The organism is Paucibacter sp. JuS9, assembly GCF_044043925.2.
GTDB lineage: Bacteria > Pseudomonadota > Gammaproteobacteria > Burkholderiales > Burkholderiaceae_C > JAUASW01.
Genome location: NZ_CP194172.1, coordinates 4,046,676 through 4,065,515, shown reverse-complemented (window position 1 = coordinate 4,065,515; position 18,840 = coordinate 4,046,676). Strand labels below are relative to the sequence as shown.

Here is an 18,840-nt window from a genome sequence, read left to right as displayed (position 1 = left end):
CCCGGCGCCATGCAGTTGCAAGGGCTGGGCGAGGCTCGCCTCAGCCGAGATCTGCGAATGCTGTATCCAGCGTTTCGCCGCTCAGGTCCGGCGCCTGCCAGCCCTGCAGCCACTCGAAGAACCTGGGCGTTGGCATGGGCCGGCTGATGAAATAGCCCTGGCCTTCGTCGCAACCCAGCTCCGCCAGCAGCTTCCAGGCCTTGCCGGTTTCGACACCCTCGGCAACGACGGTCAAGCCCAGGTTGTGCGCCAGCTCGATGGTCGAGCGCACGATGCGCGCGTCGTCCAGGTCGCGCTCCATCGCCATCACGAAGCTCTTGTCGATCTTCAGCTCATTGACCGGCAGACGTTTGAGGTAGGCGAGCGATGAGTAGCCCGTGCCGAAGTCGTCGATCGACAGCTTGAAGCCCATTTCGCTCAAGCGCTCCAGCGTCTGCAAGGCCCGCTGTGGATCGTCCATGATTGCGCTTTCGGTGATCTCCAGGCACAGGCCCTGGGGCGTCACCGAATAGCCGGCCAGCAATTGGTCGATCTTGGTCGGGAGGTCCTGGTCCAGCAGGTCGCGGGTGGACAGGTTGACGCTGATGCGCAGGTCAAAGCCATGGCCCTGCGCCAGCTTCAGCGCATGGGCCGATTCGGCCAGCACCCAGGCTGTCAACTGCCGGATGAAGCCGGTCTGCTCCGCGAACGGGATGAATTCCATCGGCGGCACCAGGCCGCGCTGCGGATGCTCCCAGCGCACCAGCGCCTCGGCGCTGATGACGGCGCCACTCTTCAGGTCGACCTTGGGCTGCAGGAACAGTCTCAGTTCGTTGTTCTCGACCGCGCGGCGCAGTTCGGTCAAGAGCGACAGCGACTCCTGGCTGCCTGCATCCAGCGATGCCTCGTAGGTCATGCTGCCGCATTGCCGCCGCTTGGCCGAGTACATGGCGAGCTCGGCGCGGCTCATCAGGAGGCTGACCTCCTGGCCATGCGCGGGGCTCAGCGCGATGCCGATGCCCGCGCCAATGTCCACGGTCTGGTCTTCGATATGCAGCGGCTGTTCGAAGTCGGTCAGGATGCGCTGCGCCAGTGCCTGCGCGGCCCTGGCATCGGCCCGCTCCAGCAGCAGCACGAACTCATCGCCCCCCAAGCGCGCCAGCATGCCGCGCTCGCTGGGCGAGATCTGGCCCAGTCGCTGCGCGACGCTGCACAAGAGCTTGTCGCCGAAGGCATGGCCGAGCACGTCGTTGACATGCTTGAAGCGGTCCAGGTCCAGCATCAGTACGGCGAAGGGCTGACCTTCTGCCAGCTGCTCATGCAGGCGCTGGCTGAACTGTTCTCGGTTGGGCAAACCAGTCAGCGGGTCCCAGAAAGCGAGGCGATGCACCTGCTCCTCGCGGCTGCGGATGTCCACCCGCATCGCCTCGAAGGCGCCGGCCAGGGCAGCGACCTCATCGAACGAGCGGCGCTCGATCGGCGTGTCGTAATCGCCGCGACCCAGGCGCTTGGCCGATTCGGCCAGAGCCTTGATCGGCTCCGTGATGCGGCGTGCGAACGGGATGCTCAAAAGCGCAAACGCCGCGGCGCCGGCGCCTGTCAGGCCCAGCAGGGTCCATTGCAGCTTGCGGTAGGGTGCCACCGCCTCGTCGAAGGAGCGCAGCAGCACGGCGCCGACCTCCTGCGAGCCTTCGCGCACCAGGCTGACATAGCGGCCGCGCAGGTGTTCGCCGGCCAGGTTGAGCTTGAAAAGGGTGCCGTCTGCCGTGATTTGCGGCGCCAGTACGCTGGCAGCTTCCGCGGGCAGGCTGCTCACCAGGCTGTGCCAGTCCGGCCCGTTGTTGACGATGATGGCATCCAGCCGCGAGAGCTGCTTGAGGTCCTGCAGCGTCGAGGCATCCATCGCGAAGGCCATCAGCACCCAGCCGTTGGGCGCCGGCGTGCACACGGGCACTGCCACCACCTGGTAAGGCATGTCGCCGACGATGGCCAGATTGGGCCCCTGGACCGGATCGCTGCTGCCGCGACACTTGGCGCGGCGGGTCATGGGTGCCAGCAGCTTGACGAAGGCCTGGACCTGCTCGTCTCGCGTGGCGGCCACCAGGTGCAACTGCTGATCGGTGTAGACCACCACCGAGGCGCCGATACGGTCACCGTGGTTTCTCAGAGCGTCCTTGATGGTGGCCACGTCCTGCACACCCTCGCCCTTGCCAATGGTCTCGATGAAGCCATAGTCCGAGGCCAGCACACGGGCTGCATCGCTGCGCTTCTCGGCTTCGGAGACCAGCAGCCGCCGGTGCATTCGCTCGCCGGTTTCCAGCTGGGCCGAGATCGAGGCCTCGGCATTGCGCTCGACGCTGATACCGATGATGTAGAAGCTGAGCAGCTGCACCGCCAGCAGCAGGCCCAGGCACATGGCGACGATGCGGCCTTCGAGGCGGCGCGGGTCGAGGAAGCGGGGCAGCCTCATGCGCGGTGTCACTCCACCTGCAGCGTCACGACGGTCTGGCCGGCTGTGCCGCCCACTGTCAGCGCCTGGGCTTGCAGGCGCGGATCCGGCAGCCTGGGGTGCCAGGTCTTGAGTTGATGCTCACCAGCGGGCAGGTCCAGCCTGGCAACGCCAGCGGCATCGGTCTTGGCAAACAAGGGGGTGTCGACGACCACGACATGGGCGCTCATCTGGTCATGAATGTTGCAGCCCAGCGTGGCGACGCCGGCCTTGTCGAACACCACCGGCGCTGCCGGCGTGCCGGCATAGAGCTTCAAGTCGAACTTCTTGGTCGGCGAGAAGGAGTAGACGTGGTGCCGCACCGTGTCGAAATTCGGGAAGTTCACGGCGGTGCCGGTCTGGACCACCAGCACATAGGGCAGGAACTTGCGGTCCTTCTGCGAGATCTCGGCCTTGGCGCTTGTGGTGCTGCTGTGCTGGCCCTTGATCTCCACGGCCACCACCGCGTCAGCCAGCGGCTTGCCGTCGGGGCCACGCACGATCACAGTCCAGGGCGCCGCAGAAGCCGTAGCGGCCAGACTCAGCAACAGGGGGGCGACGATCAGGGGCAGGCGAGGTCGCATGGGCAGGATGCTAGGTGAGATGCAGCTTGCACGATAACCCGATTCGCCCGGGCGCCCCGCGGATTAATGCCGGCCCGGTGCGGCCTTTGGCGCAGCTTCGCGCATCAGCATCATGGCCAGGCGCTGCAGTGCGGCCCAGGGCTCGGCAGGCCACTGCGGATGGCGCAGGCCCTTGACGATGCCGTCCACCACCTGAGCTGCCTCCAGCAGGCGGGCCAGCTCGCGGGTCTTGAGCCCGGGCAGCAGGCGCTCGAAGAGCCGCTCCTTGTTGCCCCAGACGCGCGCTTCGCGCAGCGCCATCGGCAGCGGCTTGCCGGCGTCCATGCCGTCGCGCACCCTTTTCAGTGCCCGGATGTCCTCGGCCAGCGTCCAGTGCACCAGCACAGCCGCTTCGCCCTCGGCCTCCAGGCCGCCGAGCATGCGCATCACGCGGGCGGTCTGGCCGGCCAGCACCGCTTCGCTCAACTTGAAGACGTCGAAGCGGGCCACGTCCAGGACGGCCTGCTCGATGTGCTCGAAAGTCAGCTCGCCGGCCGGATGCAGCAGCGCGAGCTTTTGCAGCTCCTGGTGCGCCGCCAGCAGGTTGCCTTCGACGCGGTCGGCAAAGAAGGCCAGCGCGCGTTGGCCCTCCTCGCCCTCGGTCACGCGCTGCCCTTGGGCGGCGAGACGTTGGGCGATCCACTGCGGCAGCGCTCGGCGCTCGACCGGCTCGACCTTGAGCGTGACGCCCGCGCCATCCAGCGCCAGGAACCAGGCGCTACCGAGCTGGGTTTTGTCCAGGCGCGGCAGGGTGATGAGCGTGAGTATGTCTTCGGGCGCTGCCTCGCAATAGCGCTGCAGGGCCTCGGAGCCGTCCTTGCCGGGCTTGCCGGAAGGAATGCGGATCTCGATCAACTGGCGTTCGGAAAACAGGCTCATGGCCTGGGCCGCATTGAGCACCGGACTCCAGTCGAAATGGGCGCCGGCCACGGTGAAGACCTTGCGCTCGGCGTAGCCCTGTGCGCGTGCCGCGGCGCGTATCGTGTCGGCCGCTTCCTGGGCGAGCAGGGGCTCGTCGCCATGGACCGTGTAGATCGGCTTCAGGCCCTTGGCGATATGGGCCTGCAAGGCCTCGGCGCGCAGTTGCATGGGATCAGGTGGTGGGAAGCCGGACCGCTGCCAGGTGCCGCATGATCTGTGCCACGGCGTCGGATTGCATGGCTCGGTAGAGCGCTGCCTCTTCCTGCTCCTTGGCCAGTGCTGCCGTCTCCGTGTAGTTCATTTCGCGGGTCAGGCGCATTTCGGTGCGCGGAAGGAGTACCTCGCCGCCGGGCGTGCGCAAGAGGAAATCGAAGCGCAGGCGCAACTGCCATTCACGCACCTGGCCGGCGCTGGTGGACGCCACCACCGTCTTGTCGCGCAGGTCGCGCTTGGTTTCGAGGATCAGCTCGGCCTTTTGCGGATCGTCTTCCAGTCGCACCTGGCTGTGGCCCAGCTGGCGGCGCAGCTCGGCCAGCATCGGCGACTCGGGCTTGAAACCTTGCAGCGAGATCGCGTGGATCTTCAGCTCGCTGTCGCGCCGCAGCTCGAAGCCGCAGGCTGCCAGCGTGGCCGGCAGCAAGAGGGCAAAACGGCGGCGCGAGAGCAGGGCGGGCATCAGACGACCACGTTGACCAGGCGGCCCGGCACGATGACGATCTTCTTCGGCGTCTTGCCTTCGGAGAACTTGTGGAACTCCTCGTTGGCCAGTGCCGCCGCTTCGATGACGGATTTGTCCGCACCCGCCGCCACCTTGATGGCGCCGCGCAGCTTGCCGTTGACCTGCAGCATCAGCTCGATCTCGTCTTGTACCAGGGCGGACTCGTCGACCACGGGCCAGGGCGCGTCCAGCAGGTCACCGAGCTCGGCGGCAAAGCCGAGGTCCTGCCACAGCGTGTGGGCAATGTGCGGGCAGGCCGGGTAGAGCACGCGCAGGAGCACCGAGAAGCCTTCGCGCACGGCCGCGTCCTGGCCGCCAGCCTTGAAGCCTTCCAGCGCGTTCAGCAGCTTCATGCCGCCCGAGACCACGGTGTTGTACTGCATGCGCTCGTAGTCGTACGAGACCTGCTTGAGCACCAGGTGCACCTCGCGGCGCAGGGCCTTGCCGTCGCTGCTCAGCGCAGCAATGTCGGTGCCGGCGGCCTTGATGGCTTCGGCATTCCTGGCGCCAAAGCCCCAGACGCGCTTGAGGAAGCGGTGCGCGCCTTCGACGCCGGCATCGTTCCATTCCAGCGTCTGTTCCGGCGGCGAAGCGAACATCACGAACAGGCGTGCCGTGTCGGCGCCGTACTGGTTGATCAGCTCCTGCGGATCGACGCCGTTGTTCTTGGACTTGGACATCGTGCCCACGCCCTCGTAGTCCACATGCGAGCCATCGCTCTTCAACTTGGCGCCGGTGATCTTGCCGCCCTCGTCAAACGTGTTCTCGACCTCATGCGGCCAGAAGTACTCGATGCCGCCCTTCTCGTTGCGACGCGAGTAGATGTGGTTCAGCACCATGCCCTGCGTGAGCAGCTTGGTGAAGGGTTCGTCGATCTTCACCAGGCCCAGGTCGCGCATCACCTTGGTCCAGAAGCGGGCGTACAAGAGGTGCAGGATGGCGTGCTCGATGCCACCGATGTACTGGTCCATCGCGGCGCCCTGGCGCATCCAGTAGGCCGTGCCGTCGCCGACCATGGCCTCGCTGTTCTTCGCGTCGCAGTAGCGCATGAAGTACCAGGACGAATCCACGAAGGTGTCCATGGTGTCGGTCTCGCGCTGCGCCGGCTTGCCGCAGGTCGGGCAGGCCACGTTCAGGAAGCCGGCATGCTTGCGCAGCGGGTTGCCGCTGCCGTCCGGGATGCATTCCTCGGGCAGCACGACCGGCAGGTCCTTCTCAGGCACCGGCACGGCGCCATGCTCTTCGCAATGGATGATGGGGATCGGCGTGCCCCAGTAGCGCTGGCGGCTGATGCCCCAGTCGCGCAGGCGCCAGGTGGTCTTCTTGGCGCCGAGATTCTTCTCGCCGACCAGGGCGGCCACCTTGTCGACGGCGGCCTTGTAGGAGAGGCCGTTCAGGATGCCGGACTCGATGCAGACGCCCTTCTGCTTGTCGCCATACCACTCGGCCCAGGCGTCGGTGCTGTAGCTCTCGCCTTCGACGGCCACGACCTGCTTGATGGCCAGGCCGTACTTCTTGGCGAACTCGAAGTCGCGCTCGTCATGCGCCGGCACGCCCATCACGGCGCCGTCGCCATAGCTCATCAAGACGTAGTTGCCGACCCAGACCTCGACTTCAGCGCCGGTCAGCGGATGCGTGACGAACAGGCCGGTGGCCATGCCCTTTTTCTCTTGCGTCGCCAGCTCGGCTTCGGTCGTGCCGCCGCGCTTGCATTCATCGATGAAGGCAGCGAGCGCTGCGTTCGATGCCGCAGCATGCGAGGCCAGCGGATGCTCCGGCGCCACGGCGCAGAAGGTCACGCCCATGATGGTGTCGGCGCGTGTCGTGAAGACGTGCAGCTTGCCGTCCTGGATCAGGGAGCCATCGGCGCCCTTGATCTCATGCGGGAAGGCGAAGCGCACACCCTCGCTCTTGCCGATCCAGTTTTCCTGCATCAGGCGCACGCGCTCGGGCCAGCCTGAGAGGTATTGCGGGCTCGTCGGGTCGGCCACGGCCGCCAGCAGCTCGTCGGCGTACTTGACGATGTTCAGGTAGTAGCCCGGGATCTCGCGCTTCTCGACCAGCGCGCCGGAGCGCCAGCCTCGGCCGTCCACCACCTGCTCGTTGGCCAGCACGGTCTGGTCGACCGGGTCCCAGTTGACGACTTGCGTGCGGCGCTCGGCGATGCCGGCTTCCAGCATCTTCAGGAACAGCCACTGGTTCCACTTGTAGTACTCGGGCGTGCAGGTGGCGATTTCGCGCGACCAGTCGATCGCCAGGCCCATCGCCTGCATCTGCGACTTCATGTAGGCGATGTTGTCGTAGGTCCACTGAGCCGGCGGCACCTTGTTCTTCATCGCCGCGTTCTCGGCCGGCAGGCCGAAGGCGTCCCAGCCCATCGGCATCAGGACGTTGTAGCCCTTCATGCGCAGCTGGCGGGTCAGCATGTCGTTGATCGTGTAGTTGCGCACGTGGCCCATGTGCAGCTTGCCGCTGGGATAGGGCAGCATGGAGCAGGCGTAGAACTTTTGCTTGCTTTGGTCTTCAACGACCTTGTAGGCGTCGCGCTCGTTCCAGTACTGGCGGGCGGCGGCTTCGATCTCGTTCGGTGCGTACTTGTCGTTCATGCTGGCAAAGGCTCACGGCGCGCAGCCCCGGCATGGGGCGCGAAAGGAGGGGATTGTAGAAGGAGGGCCCAGCGGCTGGCCGCCTGGCGCTTCGACCGTTCAGGGGGCGGCCGGCGTCTCGGTGACAAAGGCGATGCGGTTCAGGCCGCCGGCCTGCACCCAGCCGATCAGCTCGGCCACCTGGCCATAGGGCGCGGCCTTGTCGGCGCGCAATTGCACTTCGGTGTCGGGGCGGGCCTGGGCCTGGGCCTTGATACGGACCTGGAATTCGGCCGGTCCGACCTTGCTGTCGCCTATGTAGAGCGAGCCATCGGGCGTGATGGCCACGGCGAGGAACTGCGGTGCATCCGAAGGGGTGCCCGCGGCGCTTTGCGGCAGGTCCATGCGCAGCGAGCTGCTCATCAAAGGCGCGGTGATCATGAAGATCACCAGCAGCACCAGCATCACGTCGATCAGCGGCGTCATGTTGATCTCGCCCATGGGCTTGGGCAAGTCGCTGCGCTCAAGGCGACCAAAGGCCATATCAGCGCCCGCCCGGCCGCCCGAAGGGCGCTGAGCGCCCCCTTGGGGGGCGGCGAATGAAGAGAGCGTGGGGGCTCACAATTCTTCAGGCTTGGTGAGATTGCAGCTCGCGCAGGTCATGCGCAAAGCCTTCAAGCTCGGCTTCGCAAGCAGCGACGCGCTTGCCGAAGATGTTGTAGGCCAGCACGGCAGGAATGGCCACGGCCAGGCCGGCGGCGGTCATGATCAGCGCTTCGCCGACCGGGCCGGAGACCTTCTCGATGGAGATGGCGCCGCTGGCCGAGATGCCGACCAGCGCGTGATAGATGCCCCAGACCGTGCCGAACAGGCCCACGAAGGGCGCCGTGCTGCCGATGGACGCGAGGAGCACCTGGCCGAATTGCAGGCGGCCGAGCACTGAATGCAGCGCGTCGCGCAGGCGGCGGGTGAGTTGCGATTCGCGACGGCCGGCGGATTCCAGCGTGCCGCTGTTGGCGGCAGCTGCGGCGGCGTCCAGCAGGGGCAGCAGAACCTGCTCGCGGTCAAAGTTCTGCAAGGCCTGGCGGCCGTCAGCCAGCGAGGCGGCGGCCCAGAAGGCCGGCACGGCACGGACGATGTCGCGGCGGGTGCGGTGCAGGACCCAGCTCTTCCAGAAGATCACCACCCAGGCGCTGATCGACATCAAGAGCAGCAGCAGGGCAACCAAACGGGTGACCAGGTCACCTTGCATCCAGAAATCGCCGACTCCACTCATAGGCCGCCCATGGTGTGTTCTTGTTTCAGTTCAGGCCCAGCACGTCGTTCATGCCGTACAGCCCCGGCCCGGCGCCCATCAGGAAGCGCGAGGCGCGCAGGCTGCCCTGGGCATAGGTGGCACGGCTGCTGGACTTGTGCGAGATCTCGATGCGCTCACCGGTGCCGGCGAACAGCACGGTATGGTCGCCGATGATGTCGCCGCCGCGCACGGTGGCAAAGCCGATGGTCGATGGATCACGTTCGCCCGTCACGCCTTCGCGGCCGTAGACGGCGCATTGCTTGAGGTCACGGCCCAGTGCGTGGGCGACGGCTTCCCCCATCGCCAGCGCGGTGCCGCTCGGGGCGTCGACCTTGTGGCGGTGGTGGGCTTCGATGATCTCGATGTCGTAGCCTTCGTTCAGGGCCTTGGCCGCCATGTCCAGCAGGCGCAGCACGACGTTCACGCCCACGCTCATGTTTGGCGCCATCATGATGCCGACCTGCTTTGCGGCCTCGGCGATCTCGGCCTTTTGCGCCTCGCTGAAGCCGGTGGTGCCGATCACGGCGCGCACGCCCTGCTCGCGGCAGATGGCCAGATGGGCCAGCGTGCCTTCGGGGCGGGTGAAGTCGATCAGGACATCGGCGCCGGTGAGGGCGGCACGCAGGTCCGCGGTGATGGTCACGCCGCTGCGTTGGCCGAGGAAGGCATAGGCGTCTGCCCCCAGGCTTTCGCTGCCTTCGCGGGCCAGCGCGCCGCTGAGTTCGCAGTCAGGCGCCAGGTGAACCGCTTCGAGCAGCATGCGGCCCATGCGGCCCGAGGCCCCGGCGATGGCAATACGGATTTTCTTGCTTCCGCTCGTCACGAGCGCGGCTCCAGCGGCGGATAGGTGCGCACCGCGCCGGTGGGCTCCTGCGCCGGCTGGGCAGCGGCCTTGGGCGGCAACGGCAGTGCCTTGCGCTCGGCCTCGCTGAGGCTCAGCTTGGGAACCGGTCCGGTCGGCTTGAAAGTATTGATCGCGGTGACGAAGTCTCTCTCGGCCGGCAGGTCGTCCGGCACTTCCAGCGACTTCAGCTTGTCGCCGTCGAACAGGGCCACGACCTTGCGGTTCTGCGGCAGGGCGCCCTGGCGCTGGATCGTGAACACATAGTCCCAGCGATCTTCATGGAAGGCATCGGTCAGGAGCGGCGAGCCGAGCAGGTCGCGAACTTGCGCGCGGGGCATGCCGGGCTTGACCTTGGCGACCAGTTCCTTGGTCAGGACGTTGCCCTGCACCACCTCGACCCGATAAGGGGTGACGATGCCCATCATCTTTTCGCCGGTGATGCTGGTGAGGTCACTCAGCGAGGGCAGGGACGAGCAGCCGCCAAGCAGGGCGGACAGGGCCGTCAACGGGAGCAACGCAGTTCTGGAAATCGAGCGCATGTGTAGGACTTGCCGTGTCGCGAGAGCAGCCAAGCTGGCTATGATCGGCGCATTCTAGCGGCAGGCCCCGGATGCGGCCGGCTGCGCTCAAACCCGATGAACCAGACCGAAGAGATCAAGAACAGCGGCCTCAAAGCCACTCTGCCCCGCATCAAGATTCTGGAGGTGTTCCAGAACACGGCGCAGCGGCACATGACGGCTGAAGACGTCTACAAGGCGCTCTTGACCGAAGGCGCGGACATCGGCCTGGCCACGGTCTACCGGGTGTTGACCCAGTTCGAGCAGGCTGGCCTGCTGTCCCGCAATCACTTCGAGACCGGCAAGGCCGTGTTCGAGCTGAACCAGGGGCATCACCATGACCACCTGGTCTGCCTCACCTGCGGCCGGGTCGAGGAGTTTTACGACCCCGCCATCGAGGAGCGGCAGCACGCGATTGCACGCGAGCGTGGCTTCGAATTGCAAGAGCATTCGCTGGCTCTCTACGCCGCCTGCACCAAGACGGCCTGCCCGCACCGCGGCTGACTGACGCGCCGGCAGCCGGCTTACAGGTCGTCGTCGCCGTGCCCGCCGTTGGCGATGGCACGCTGGTGGCGCTCGACGAACTCGCGATAGGTGTCGATGCCGCGCAGTTGCAGGATGGTGTTGCGCACGGCGGCCTCGACCAGCACGGCCAGGTTGCGGCCGGCGTCCACGGCGATCACGACCTTGCGCACCGGCATGCCCAGCACGTCTTCATAGAGCGGCTCATAGGGCAGGCGCTCGAAATCGCGCTCCATCGTCTCCTTGCGGACCAGGTGCACGATCAGCTTCAGCCGCATCTTGCGGCGCACCGCGGTCTCGCCAAAGATGGCCTTGATGTCCAGGAGGCCGATGCCGCGCACTTCCAGCAGATTGGCCAGCAGTTCGGGGCAGCGGCCCTCGATGGCGGTTTGCGAGATGCGGAACAGGTCCACAGCGTCATCGGCCACCAGGCCATGGCCGCGTGAGATCAGTTCCAGGCCCAGTTCGCTCTTGCCCAGGCCCGATTCGCCGGTCAGCAGCACGCCCAGGCCCAGAATGTCCATGAACACGCCGTGGCGGGTGCTGCGGTTGGCGCAGAGCTGGGCCAGGTAGGCGCGCACCACGTCGATGACGTGGCCGGCCGATTCGGCGGTGACGAACAGCGGAATCTCGGCCCGGTCGCACATGGCGACCAATTTGTCCGGCGGTGGCTGGTTGTCGGCCACGATGATGACCGGCGGCTCCAGCGTGACGATGCGCGAGACGCGCCGGTCCAGCACCTCGCCCGAGGCCTGGCTCAGGTAGGCCACTTCGCGGCGGCCGACGATCTGGACCCGGTAGGGGTGGATGTAATTCAGGTAGCCGACCAGGTCGGCAGCCGATTGCGCGTCGCGCACGGCGGTTTCATCGAAGCGGCGCTCGGGATGCGCATGCCCGGCAATCCACTCCCAGCGAAGCGCTTCGCGGTGCTCTTCAAAGAGCCTGTCAGCGCTTATTGATGTTGGTTTCACTCAGGCGACGGACTTCAAAGGTTCCCAGTCGGCGATCAGGCGGAACACCGCGCTGGCTTCGACTTCGGTCTTGAGTCGTTCGCGCAGCTCGCGGTCCGACAGCATCTCGGCAATCTCGGACAGGATCTCGAGATGGCGCTGGGTGGCCGCTTCGGGCACCAGCAGGAAGATCAGGAGGCCAACGGGCTCGTCGTCAGGTGCATCGAAGCCGATGGATTGCTGCACGCGCAGCACAGCGGCCAGCGGGTTCTTCAGGCCCTTGATGCGGCCGTGCGGAATGGCGACGCCATGGCCAAGGCCGGTGGAGCCCAGTCGCTCACGGGCGAACAGGTTGTCTGTGACGAGGGCCCGTGCAATCGCATGGTTGTTTTCGAACAGCAGGCCCGCTTGTTCGAAAACTCGCTTCTTGCTGGATGCGTCCACATTCACCAGCACATTGCTGGCGGGCAGGATAGCGGCGAGACGGTTCATCAGGTCACAGCGCCGTCGACGGCCGGATGGGCCTTGGGCAGGACGCTTGTTCGGATAGGTGAAGAAGAATTATAGGAAGGGAGCGGATCGGATATCGCACCGCTCATCCCCCGGAACGCAGTATTGCGCATTTTGCGGCGGCGCAGCAACAAGACGCAAGGCCCGCCAGCGGGCGCAAAAAAGCGACCACTGAGGGTCGCTTTCGTTGTGGGATCGAGCCCGGTTCGGTTCAGGGGGCAGGTACCTCTAGGCGCTTGGCCGAGGCGTGCTGGTGGTCCTGAATGCGATCCTTGTGACGGCAGACCTGGCGGTCCAGCTTGTCCATCAACTGATCAATGGCGGCGTAAAGATCTTCGCTTGATTGTTCAACAAAGATGTCTCGTCCTTTGACATGCAAGGTGACTTCGGCCTTTTGCCTGCGTTCCTTTTCCTTCTGCTTCTCCACGGTGAGCAAGACGTTGATGTCAACGACCTGGTCAAAGTGGCGGGTCACCCGGTCCAGCTTGGTCAGCACATATTCGCGCAGCGCTGGAGTCACTTCGAGATGGTGGCCACTGATAGTCAGGTTCATAGAGCCTCCTTTCACAAGGGGTAGGTCAAATCTTCGAGGGAAAAAATGAGAGAACCAAAGAGCAGTTGAGTGAGGTGTCGAGTAGCGGAGTTGAGGCTTGAGTTGAGGGGAAGTGCGAGTCCAGTGTGCTACCGAAGCTGGGTGCTGACAAGCCTTTTGCAAGTGCACTTTTTGGCGGTGGCGCAAGAAGATTTCTGGCTTGCTGCGGCGCGACGGTGGATGACATAATCCTTTGATCCAATCTCTGGAGCATTTCCTTGGACAGCGATCACCCTCGGTGACCGTCCACTCCAGCGCCAAGTAGATGCCTTGTGGCATCAGTAGGCTGCGGTTCGGCGGTGTTCGCTGTGCTGCGGCAGCTTGTCCGGAGTGAGACGGGTGCACCCCTCCCCTTCCGGGCGGCAAAACCCGTCCTCCCTCTACGAAGTGACGGCGCGTGTGCGCTGGAGATTTGCATGCTCAATGTGTTCACGCTGGACAATGGCCGTCTGAAGGGCGGACTGTTTCAAGAAGAAATCGAAAGCCCCGAAGCCCTGGCGCAATCGCAGCCGGTCTGGGTCGATCTTGAAAATCCCAGCGCCGAAGAGAAGGGCTGGATACGCGACCGTTTCGGCCTGACCATCCCCGAGAACATCGTCGACGACGACCTGGAGGAATCGGCCCGCTTCTATGAAGAAGACAACGGCGAGCTGCACATCCGCTCCGACTTCCTGATCGACGACGACGAGGCGCCGCGCAATGTGCGCGTGGCCTTCATCCTCTTCAACAAGGTGCTGTTCTCGGTCCACAACGAGGACCTGCCGGTGTTCCGGCTGCTGCGTCTGCGTGCGCGTCGCATCCCGGCCCTGATCGAAGACGCCAAGGACGTGCTCTTGAAGCTCTATGACGCCGACGCTGAATATTCGGCCGATGCGCTGGAGAGCATCTACGACAGCCTGGAGAAGATCAGCGCCAGCGTCCTCAAGAAGGATGTCAACGACACCGAGGCAGGCGAAGTGCTGGCCGCGATCGCCCGCGAAGAGGACTTGAACGGCCGCATCCGCCGCAACGTGATGGACACCCGCCGCGCCGTCAGCTTCATGATGCGCAGCCGCATGCTGAACGCCGAGCAGTTCGAGGAGTCGCGCCAGATCCTGCGCGACATCGACTCGCTGGACTCACACACGGCTTTCCTGTTCGACAAGATCAACTTCCTGATGGACGCCACGGTCGGCTTCATCAACATCAACCAGAACAAGATCATCAAGATCTTTTCGGTGGCCAGCGTTGCCCTGCTGCCGCCCACGCTGATTGCCAGTGTCTATGGCATGAACATGCATTTCCCCGAGCTCGAGTGGCTGGGCAAGGGCGGCTATCCCTATGTGCTGGGCCTGATGGTGGCCTCGGTGGCGGCGCCCTTCCTCTACTTCCGTCGCAAGGGCTGGTTGCGATAGGCCTGGGGCAAAAGCAACTCGTCGTCAGAAGCCGCCCCCGGGGCGGCTTCTTGCATTGGCGATGGCCCAAAAGCAAAGGGCTCCCGCCGTTGGCGGAAGCCCTGGTCATAAAAGTAGTCGCGAGACGCCCCGAAGCTAACGAGGGAGGGAGGGAGGAGGAGGAGAAAGGCTTCGGGATTGCATCCCCTGAACGGGGAGATCTGGCGACTGAAATACGTCCTGTGTTCTGACTTCTGTTGGCGTGGGTGGGGGGCTCTCCCCTGTCCCTCGCGCGCCGTGCTGCTTGCGCGGCATGTTGCTTATGTACTCTGTGCGGCTGGTGCTTTGCGAGCCTTGTTCGGCAGTGTCCCGCCCAGCTGGGACAAATTTATTCGCGAGGACTGAAGTATGCAACATCGAGGCTGGAAATGGAAAGCCGTTCCGCGATCATCACGCACCTGCCTTGCGTTCGGACAAGCCCTTGCGGTAGCGGCCCACTTTGGCCTGTCTGTCGCCCAGCCGAACGACAGGCCGGGAACAAGGAATGCCTGCCTTGCCTGGCCAGTTCAGTTTGCTTGGCGAAGTATATTTGTCTTAGTCAAATAAGGAAATAGGGGCAGGACTTGGCCATGAAACGTGATTTGTCGCACATTCTGCTTTGGCAAGTTGCCGGCGTATCGTGGAGCACCCGATGAGCGGATCGGCGGAGGAAATCAGCCTGCATGGCATTGCTTCGATCGAGCGCATCACCGGCATCAGCAAGGACACGCTGCGAATCTGGGAGCGCCGCTATGGCTTCCCTTCGCCGTATCGCGATGAGTGCGGCGAACGCCTCTATCCGGATGCACAAGTAAAGCGGCTGATTTTGCTCAAACGCTTGCTGGATGCGGGTTTCCGCCCGGGGCGCATCGTCGCGGCGACGCCCGACGAGCTCGAAAAATTGCTGGCCGAAAGTCATGCCCGACGCCTGAAGCAGGCCGGGAGCAGCACGCTTGCCGTACCGGAATTGGCAAGCTATATAAGTTTGCTGCGCACCCATGAGGTGGAGTTATTGAGGCAGAGGCTGGCCCAGGCCATCATCCGCATGGGACTGGCTGCCTGCATCAAGGATTTGATCGCGCCCCTGACGACCGCCGTGGGTGAGGCCTGGATGCACGGCGAACTACAGGTCTTCGAGGAGCACATCTACAGCGAATCCTTGCAGCAGGTCTTGCGGCCCGCGATCCATGGGGTTCAGCGCGCCACGCCGGACGGCGGGCCGCGCGTGCTCCTGACCACCTTGCCTGGCGAACAGCACGGCCTGGGACTCCTGATGGTCGAGGCCCTGCTGACGCTTGAAGGCTGCCGCTGCTTGTCCCTTGGGGTACAGACCCCGCCGGGCGACATCGTCCAGGCAGCATTGGTGCAAAAGACGGACATCGTGGGACTCAGCTTCACCGGCCGCCTGTCGGCGGCGGCACTGCTGGACGAGTTGCGGAGCCTGCGTGCACGCCTGCCCGCCGAGATCGCGCTCTGGGCCGGCGGCCGGGCGGCGGCGCTGAGGCGTTGTCCGCCCGGGGTCCGCCCGATGCGTGAGCTGGCCGACCTGGCCCCGGCCCTGGCCGAATGGACCTGCCGTTCGCGGCTGCCGTTGCCTGCCTAGGATCTGTCACATGCCGTGAATAAGATCCGCGCCGGCCTTGCAAAGGACGTCGACCATGCTTTACCCCGAACTCTTCAAGCAGCTGGAAGCGGTGCGCTGGAATATGGACCGCGACATCCCCTGGGACAGCTTCGATGCCGCCCGGCTCAGCGAAGACCAGGCTCGGACGATCAAGATGAATGCGATCACCGAGTGGGCGGCGCTGCCGGCCACCGAGATGTTCCTGCGCGACAACCGCGACGACAGCGACTTCTCCGCCTTCATGAGCGTCTGGTTCTTCGAGGAGCAGAAGCACTCCCTGGTGCTGATGGAATACCTGCGCCGTTTCCGGCCCGACCTGGTGCCGACGGAAGCCGAACTGCATGAAGTTCGCTTCGACTTCGACCCGGCGCCCGTGCTCGAGACCTTGATGCTGCATTTCTGCGGCGAGATCCGACTGAACCACTGGTACCGCCGTGCCGCCCAGTGGCATACCGAGCCGGTCATCAAGGCCATCTACCAAACCCTTGCCCGTGATGAAGCCCGGCACGGTGGCGCCTACCTGCGCTACATGAAGCGGGCCATGACCAGGTTCGGCGACGAGGCGCGTGCCGCCTTCGCCAAGGTCGGAGTGCTGATGGCCAGTGCCCGGCGCACCGCCCAGCCGCTGCACCCGACCAATCTGCACGTGAACTCGCAGCTGTTCCCGCGCGACACCATCCAGAGCCGCCTGCCCGACCCCGAATGGCTGGAACATTGGCTGGATCAGCAGATCCAGTTCGATGCCGTCTGGGAAAACAAGGTGGTCGAGCGCATCCTGCACAACATGAGCCTGCTGATGGAGCGCAGCTTTGCCAGCGTTCAGGAGCTGAACCGTTTCCGCAAGGAGATGTCAGCCAAGCTCGCAGCGGCGGCGTGCAATCCTCAGGCCGTGGTCTGAGCTGCCATCAAAGCGCAAGAGCCCGCTACAAGCGGGCTCTTTGCCATCGGGCCGGGCTGGGCGCTCAGGTGGAGCGCTTGCGGGCCAGGATCACCAGGTAGAAGCAGGTCGCGGCCACCAGCAGACCGCCAATCAGGTGCGGCGATGCCAGTTGCTGAATGGCGTGCCCGGCGTCCTGCACGGCCCAGGGGCCGAGGTTGCCCAGGAAATCGCTCACTTCCGGATGGTTCTTCAAGGTGTTGCCCTCAAAGGTGTTGCTGGCATTGAAAAGCGCTTGGCCGGCGCCCTGGGCCTGGGCTTTGAGCAAGTCGCCGACGATGTGGATGCCGTAGAGCTTGTCCAGGATGTTGCCGCCAATCACCAGGGCGCCGATCACGACTGGCACGCCCCAACGCTTGAGCCAGGCGGAGGCAGCCATCAGGATCATGAACAGCGGCGCAGTCCACAGCGCCAGCAGGATGACGCCGAAAGCCACCCGCAGCACCACGATCGCGGCCGAGAGGATCACGCTGCCCCAGCCCACCTGGGTCAACGCGGTCAGGCCAATCAGCTTGACCAGCGAGGCCATACCGACGATCAGGCCAAAGCCCATGCCCACCGCCAGCGCCGCCATGGGCACCAGCACCGCATGCGTCAGCAGCGTGGCGGCCACGCTCTCGCTGTGGCTGGCCGGCAGCGACATCCAGAACTCGATGGTGCGGTCCTGCTGGTCGCGCCGCGCCAGGCCCGGCAACTGGAACATCGCCACGAACCAGCTGAGGCCGAACACGGCGGCCGTCGTGCCGCCCACGATCATCAGGGCCAGCAGCGAAGCCGGTGGCAGCTTGGCGCCGACGTTGACCGCGCCCTGGAAGGGCATGACTGCCAATGCAATCGCGGGCAGGATTGCCATCACCACCATCCAGCCGATGCGGTGCTGCATCCATTCGCGCTGCATCAGGGTCGAGAAACGTTTTGTCGTCGTCATGATTGTTTGCTCCTTGTGCGCGACTCAGGCCTGCTGGCGCTGCATCTCGGGCTTGCGGGTCAGGGCCATGAACAGGTCCACCAGGCTGGGGCGGAAGCGCTGGCCCACACCTTCTAGATGGGCCGGCGGCGCGCCGTCGAACAGCGCAGCCGGGCGACCTTGCTGGCGGTAGCGCAGGAGCGGATGTGCGTCAGCAATCGCATCGGCCGCGGCCGGGTCGTGCGCCAGCGCCACGAAGCGCGAGTCCATCTCTTCCAGGCTGATGTTGAGCACCAGCTTGCCTTCGTCCAGCATCATCACGTCGGACAGCAGCGACTCGATCTCCTCGACCTGGTGGGTCGAGATGATGACGCTGCGCTCGCCGTCGCACCATTCGTCGATCAGCATCTCGTAGAAGCTCTTGCGCGACATCACGTCCAGGCCCAGCGTGGGCTCGTCCAGGATCATCAGCTTGCTGTCGATGGCGGCGATCAGCGCCAGGTGCAGCTGCGTGACCATGCCCTTGGACAGGCTCTTGACCTTGTCGTTCACGCCCACGCTGGTGCGGGTGAGCAGCTTGCGGGCCCGCTCGGCCGAGAACTTGGGCTGCAGGCCGCTCATCAGCGTGATCAGCTCATGCACGCGCGCCCAGCGCGGCAGCACGGCCACGTCCGGGATGTAGCTCAACGACTCGAGCAGCTCACCGCGCTGCGAGATCGGGTCCAGGCCCAGCACCTTCAGCGAGCCGGAGCCGCCGTGCAGGCCGACCATGGCCTTCATCAGCGAGGTCTTGCCGGCGCCGTTGTGGCCGAGCAGCCCGACCACGCGGCCCTTGGGAATGTGAAAGCTCAGGTTGTCCACGGCGGTCTTGCGGCCGTAGCGCAGCGAGAAGCCGCTGGCTTCGATCAGGTGTTCCATCATTGCGACTCCCAGTTCAGATCCTTGGCCGAGATGCCCAGGCGTGCCAGCCGCTCGCGCAGCGCCGGCCATTCTTCCTGCAAAAACTGCTCGCGTTCGCTCTTCATGAGCGCTTCGCGGGCGCCGGGGCGGACATAGATGCCCATGCCGCGGCGGGTTTCAACCAGGCCCATGTCGGACAGGGCCTGGATGGCACGGCTGACCGTCAGCGGGTTGATGAGGTAGCGGCTTGCCAGGACGCGGACCGAGGGCATGGCTTCACCTTCGGGGGGATCTCCGTCCAGCAACTGCACGGCCAGGCGGTCGGCGAGCTGCTGGTAGATCGGGGCAGTTTGGTTCCAGGTCTGCATATCGAGCTGGGCCTTGGGCCGGTGTGTTAGTGATGTAGCACACCATAACTCCAGGCCCCCGGCCGCCCAAACGAAGCGCGACAGACTGCAGAAATCGACGGACAGG

General features: G+C 65.0%; 19 protein-coding genes. 4 read left to right on the top strand and 15 right to left on the bottom strand.

Going from position 1 to position 18,840, the window contains the following annotated elements; genetic code table 11:
- Positions 1-40 precede the first annotated feature (40 nt).
- The 9 genes from ABT392_RS18085 to ABT392_RS18045 all read right to left on the bottom strand — a co-directional run bounded on the left by ABT392_RS18085 (position 41) and on the right by ABT392_RS18045 (position 9,961).
- Positions 41-2,449: a putative bifunctional diguanylate cyclase/phosphodiesterase gene (locus tag ABT392_RS18085; protein WP_334279507.1), complete on the bottom strand. Its 2,409-nt coding sequence runs from the start codon at positions 2,447-2,449 to the stop codon at positions 41-43.
- 8 nt (positions 2,450-2,457) lie between these two features.
- The gene (locus ABT392_RS18080) at positions 2,458-3,051 is read right to left on the bottom strand and encodes a methylamine utilization protein (protein WP_334279506.1); all 594 of its coding nucleotides are present in this window, start codon (positions 3,049-3,051) and stop codon (positions 2,458-2,460) included.
- A gap of 63 nt (positions 3,052-3,114) precedes the next feature.
- Complete coding sequence (gene holA / locus ABT392_RS18075; protein WP_395385025.1) at positions 3,115-4,179, bottom strand: DNA polymerase III subunit delta; 1,065 nt, start codon at positions 4,177-4,179, stop codon at positions 3,115-3,117.
- A gap of 4 nt (positions 4,180-4,183) precedes the next feature.
- Entirely contained in the window at positions 4,184-4,687 is a 504-nt protein-coding gene (locus ABT392_RS18070) for an LPS-assembly lipoprotein LptE (RefSeq protein WP_334279504.1), read from the bottom strand.
- Complete coding sequence (gene leuS / locus ABT392_RS18065) at positions 4,687-7,335, bottom strand: leucine--tRNA ligase (RefSeq protein ID WP_395385026.1); 2,649 nt, start codon at positions 7,333-7,335, stop codon at positions 4,687-4,689. The genes ABT392_RS18070 and leuS overlap by 1 nt, the downstream gene beginning before the upstream one ends.
- 99 nt (positions 7,336-7,434) lie before the next feature.
- Positions 7,435-7,857, bottom strand: coding sequence for an ExbD/TolR family protein (locus ABT392_RS18060; protein ID WP_395385027.1), 423 nt, complete (start codon positions 7,855-7,857; stop codon positions 7,435-7,437).
- An 85-nt stretch (positions 7,858-7,942) separates the two neighbouring features.
- Positions 7,943-8,590, bottom strand: a complete 648-nt coding sequence (locus ABT392_RS18055) for a MotA/TolQ/ExbB proton channel family protein (RefSeq protein WP_334279500.1) — start codon at positions 8,588-8,590, stop codon at positions 7,943-7,945.
- Positions 8,591-8,615: 25 nt separating this feature from the next.
- Entirely contained in the window at positions 8,616-9,434 is an 819-nt protein-coding gene (gene dapB, locus ABT392_RS18050) for a 4-hydroxy-tetrahydrodipicolinate reductase (protein ID WP_395385028.1), read from the bottom strand.
- Positions 9,431-9,961: an outer membrane protein assembly factor BamE gene (locus ABT392_RS18045; RefSeq protein WP_334279497.1), complete on the bottom strand. Its 531-nt coding sequence runs from the start codon at positions 9,959-9,961 to the stop codon at positions 9,431-9,433. Before ABT392_RS18045 ends, dapB begins: the two co-directional genes overlap by 4 nt.
- Positions 9,962-10,090: 129 nt before the next feature.
- Between ABT392_RS18045 and fur the strand changes: the two genes are divergently transcribed.
- Positions 10,091-10,516: a ferric iron uptake transcriptional regulator gene (gene fur, locus ABT392_RS18040; protein WP_334279496.1), complete on the top strand. Its 426-nt coding sequence runs from the start codon at positions 10,091-10,093 to the stop codon at positions 10,514-10,516.
- 20 nt (positions 10,517-10,536) lie between these two features.
- Here fur and hprK read toward each other — a convergent pair whose 3' ends face one another.
- From hprK to hpf, 3 genes are all read right to left on the bottom strand, one after another.
- Positions 10,537-11,505: an HPr(Ser) kinase/phosphatase gene (hprK, locus tag ABT392_RS18035; protein WP_334279495.1), complete on the bottom strand. Its 969-nt coding sequence runs from the start codon at positions 11,503-11,505 to the stop codon at positions 10,537-10,539.
- Positions 11,506-11,976 carry a PTS sugar transporter subunit IIA gene (locus ABT392_RS18030; protein WP_334279494.1) on the bottom strand — a complete coding sequence of 157 codons (471 nt, stop codon included), beginning with the start codon at positions 11,974-11,976 and terminating at the stop codon, positions 11,506-11,508.
- A gap of 229 nt (positions 11,977-12,205) precedes the next feature.
- Positions 12,206-12,547, bottom strand: coding sequence for a ribosome hibernation-promoting factor, HPF/YfiA family (gene hpf / locus ABT392_RS18025; protein WP_334279493.1), 342 nt, complete (start codon positions 12,545-12,547; stop codon positions 12,206-12,208).
- A 455-nt stretch (positions 12,548-13,002) separates the two neighbouring features.
- Here hpf and corA point away from each other — a divergent pair, with 455 nt between their 5' ends.
- The 3 genes from corA (at position 13,003) to ABT392_RS18010 (ending at position 16,520) form a co-directional block, all read left to right on the top strand.
- Entirely contained in the window at positions 13,003-13,980 is a 978-nt protein-coding gene (corA, locus tag ABT392_RS18020) for a magnesium/cobalt transporter CorA (RefSeq protein WP_395385029.1), read from the top strand.
- 658 nt (positions 13,981-14,638) lie between these two features.
- Positions 14,639-15,601 carry a MerR family transcriptional regulator gene (locus ABT392_RS18015; protein ID WP_334279491.1) on the top strand — a complete coding sequence of 321 codons (963 nt, stop codon included), beginning with the start codon at positions 14,639-14,641 and terminating at the stop codon, positions 15,599-15,601.
- Between the two features lie 55 nt (positions 15,602-15,656).
- A complete protein-coding gene (locus ABT392_RS18010; protein ID WP_334279490.1) occupies positions 15,657-16,520 on the top strand; it encodes a ferritin family protein in 864 nt (287 codons plus the stop codon).
- Between the two features lie 64 nt (positions 16,521-16,584).
- Here the strand turns inward: ABT392_RS18010 and ABT392_RS18005 are convergent, their stop codons facing one another.
- Genes ABT392_RS18005 through ABT392_RS17995 form a run of 3 tightly spaced genes read right to left on the bottom strand, consistent with a single transcriptional unit; the run spans position 16,585 to position 18,734 of the window.
- Positions 16,585-17,487 carry a hypothetical protein gene (locus ABT392_RS18005; RefSeq protein WP_395385030.1) on the bottom strand — a complete coding sequence of 301 codons (903 nt, stop codon included), beginning with the start codon at positions 17,485-17,487 and terminating at the stop codon, positions 16,585-16,587.
- 24 nt (positions 17,488-17,511) lie between these two features.
- Positions 17,512-18,387, bottom strand: coding sequence for an ABC transporter ATP-binding protein (locus tag ABT392_RS18000; RefSeq protein ID WP_334279488.1), 876 nt, complete (start codon positions 18,385-18,387; stop codon positions 17,512-17,514).
- Positions 18,384-18,734, bottom strand: coding sequence for a GntR family transcriptional regulator (locus ABT392_RS17995; protein WP_334279487.1), 351 nt, complete (start codon positions 18,732-18,734; stop codon positions 18,384-18,386). The genes ABT392_RS18000 and ABT392_RS17995 overlap by 4 nt, the downstream gene beginning before the upstream one ends.
- Positions 18,735-18,840: the final 106 nt, after the last annotated feature.

Coding starts and splice junctions, on each gene's coding strand:
- ABT392_RS18010 (WP_334279490.1), top strand. CDS start 15,657: ATGCTTTACCCCGAACTCTTCAAGCAGCTGGAAGCGGTGCGCTGGAAT.
- fur (WP_334279496.1), top strand. CDS start 10,091: ATGAACCAGACCGAAGAGATCAAGAACAGCGGCCTCAAAGCCACTCTG.
- holA (WP_395385025.1), bottom strand. CDS start 4,179: ATGCAACTGCGCGCCGAGGCCTTGCAGGCCCATATCGCCAAGGGCCTG.
- ABT392_RS18030 (WP_334279494.1), bottom strand. CDS start 11,976: ATGAACCGTCTCGCCGCTATCCTGCCCGCCAGCAATGTGCTGGTGAAT.
- ABT392_RS17995 (WP_334279487.1), bottom strand. CDS start 18,734: ATGCAGACCTGGAACCAAACTGCCCCGATCTACCAGCAGCTCGCCGAC.
- ABT392_RS18070 (WP_334279504.1), bottom strand. CDS start 4,687: ATGCCCGCCCTGCTCTCGCGCCGCCGTTTTGCCCTCTTGCTGCCGGCC.
- ABT392_RS18060 (WP_395385027.1), bottom strand. CDS start 7,857: ATGGCCTTTGGTCGCCTTGAGCGCAGCGACTTGCCCAAGCCCATGGGC.
- corA (WP_395385029.1), top strand. CDS start 13,003: ATGCTCAATGTGTTCACGCTGGACAATGGCCGTCTGAAGGGCGGACTG.
- leuS (WP_395385026.1), bottom strand. CDS start 7,335: ATGAACGACAAGTACGCACCGAACGAGATCGAAGCCGCCGCCCGCCAG.
- hpf (WP_334279493.1), bottom strand. CDS start 12,547: ATGAACCTGACTATCAGTGGCCACCATCTCGAAGTGACTCCAGCGCTG.
- ABT392_RS18055 (WP_334279500.1), bottom strand. CDS start 8,590: ATGAGTGGAGTCGGCGATTTCTGGATGCAAGGTGACCTGGTCACCCGT.
- ABT392_RS18005 (WP_395385030.1), bottom strand. CDS start 17,487: ATGACGACGACAAAACGTTTCTCGACCCTGATGCAGCGCGAATGGATG.
- ABT392_RS18080 (WP_334279506.1), bottom strand. CDS start 3,051: ATGCGACCTCGCCTGCCCCTGATCGTCGCCCCCCTGTTGCTGAGTCTG.
- ABT392_RS18000 (WP_334279488.1), bottom strand. CDS start 18,387: ATGATGGAACACCTGATCGAAGCCAGCGGCTTCTCGCTGCGCTACGGC.
- ABT392_RS18085 (WP_334279507.1), bottom strand. CDS start 2,449: ATGAGGCTGCCCCGCTTCCTCGACCCGCGCCGCCTCGAAGGCCGCATC.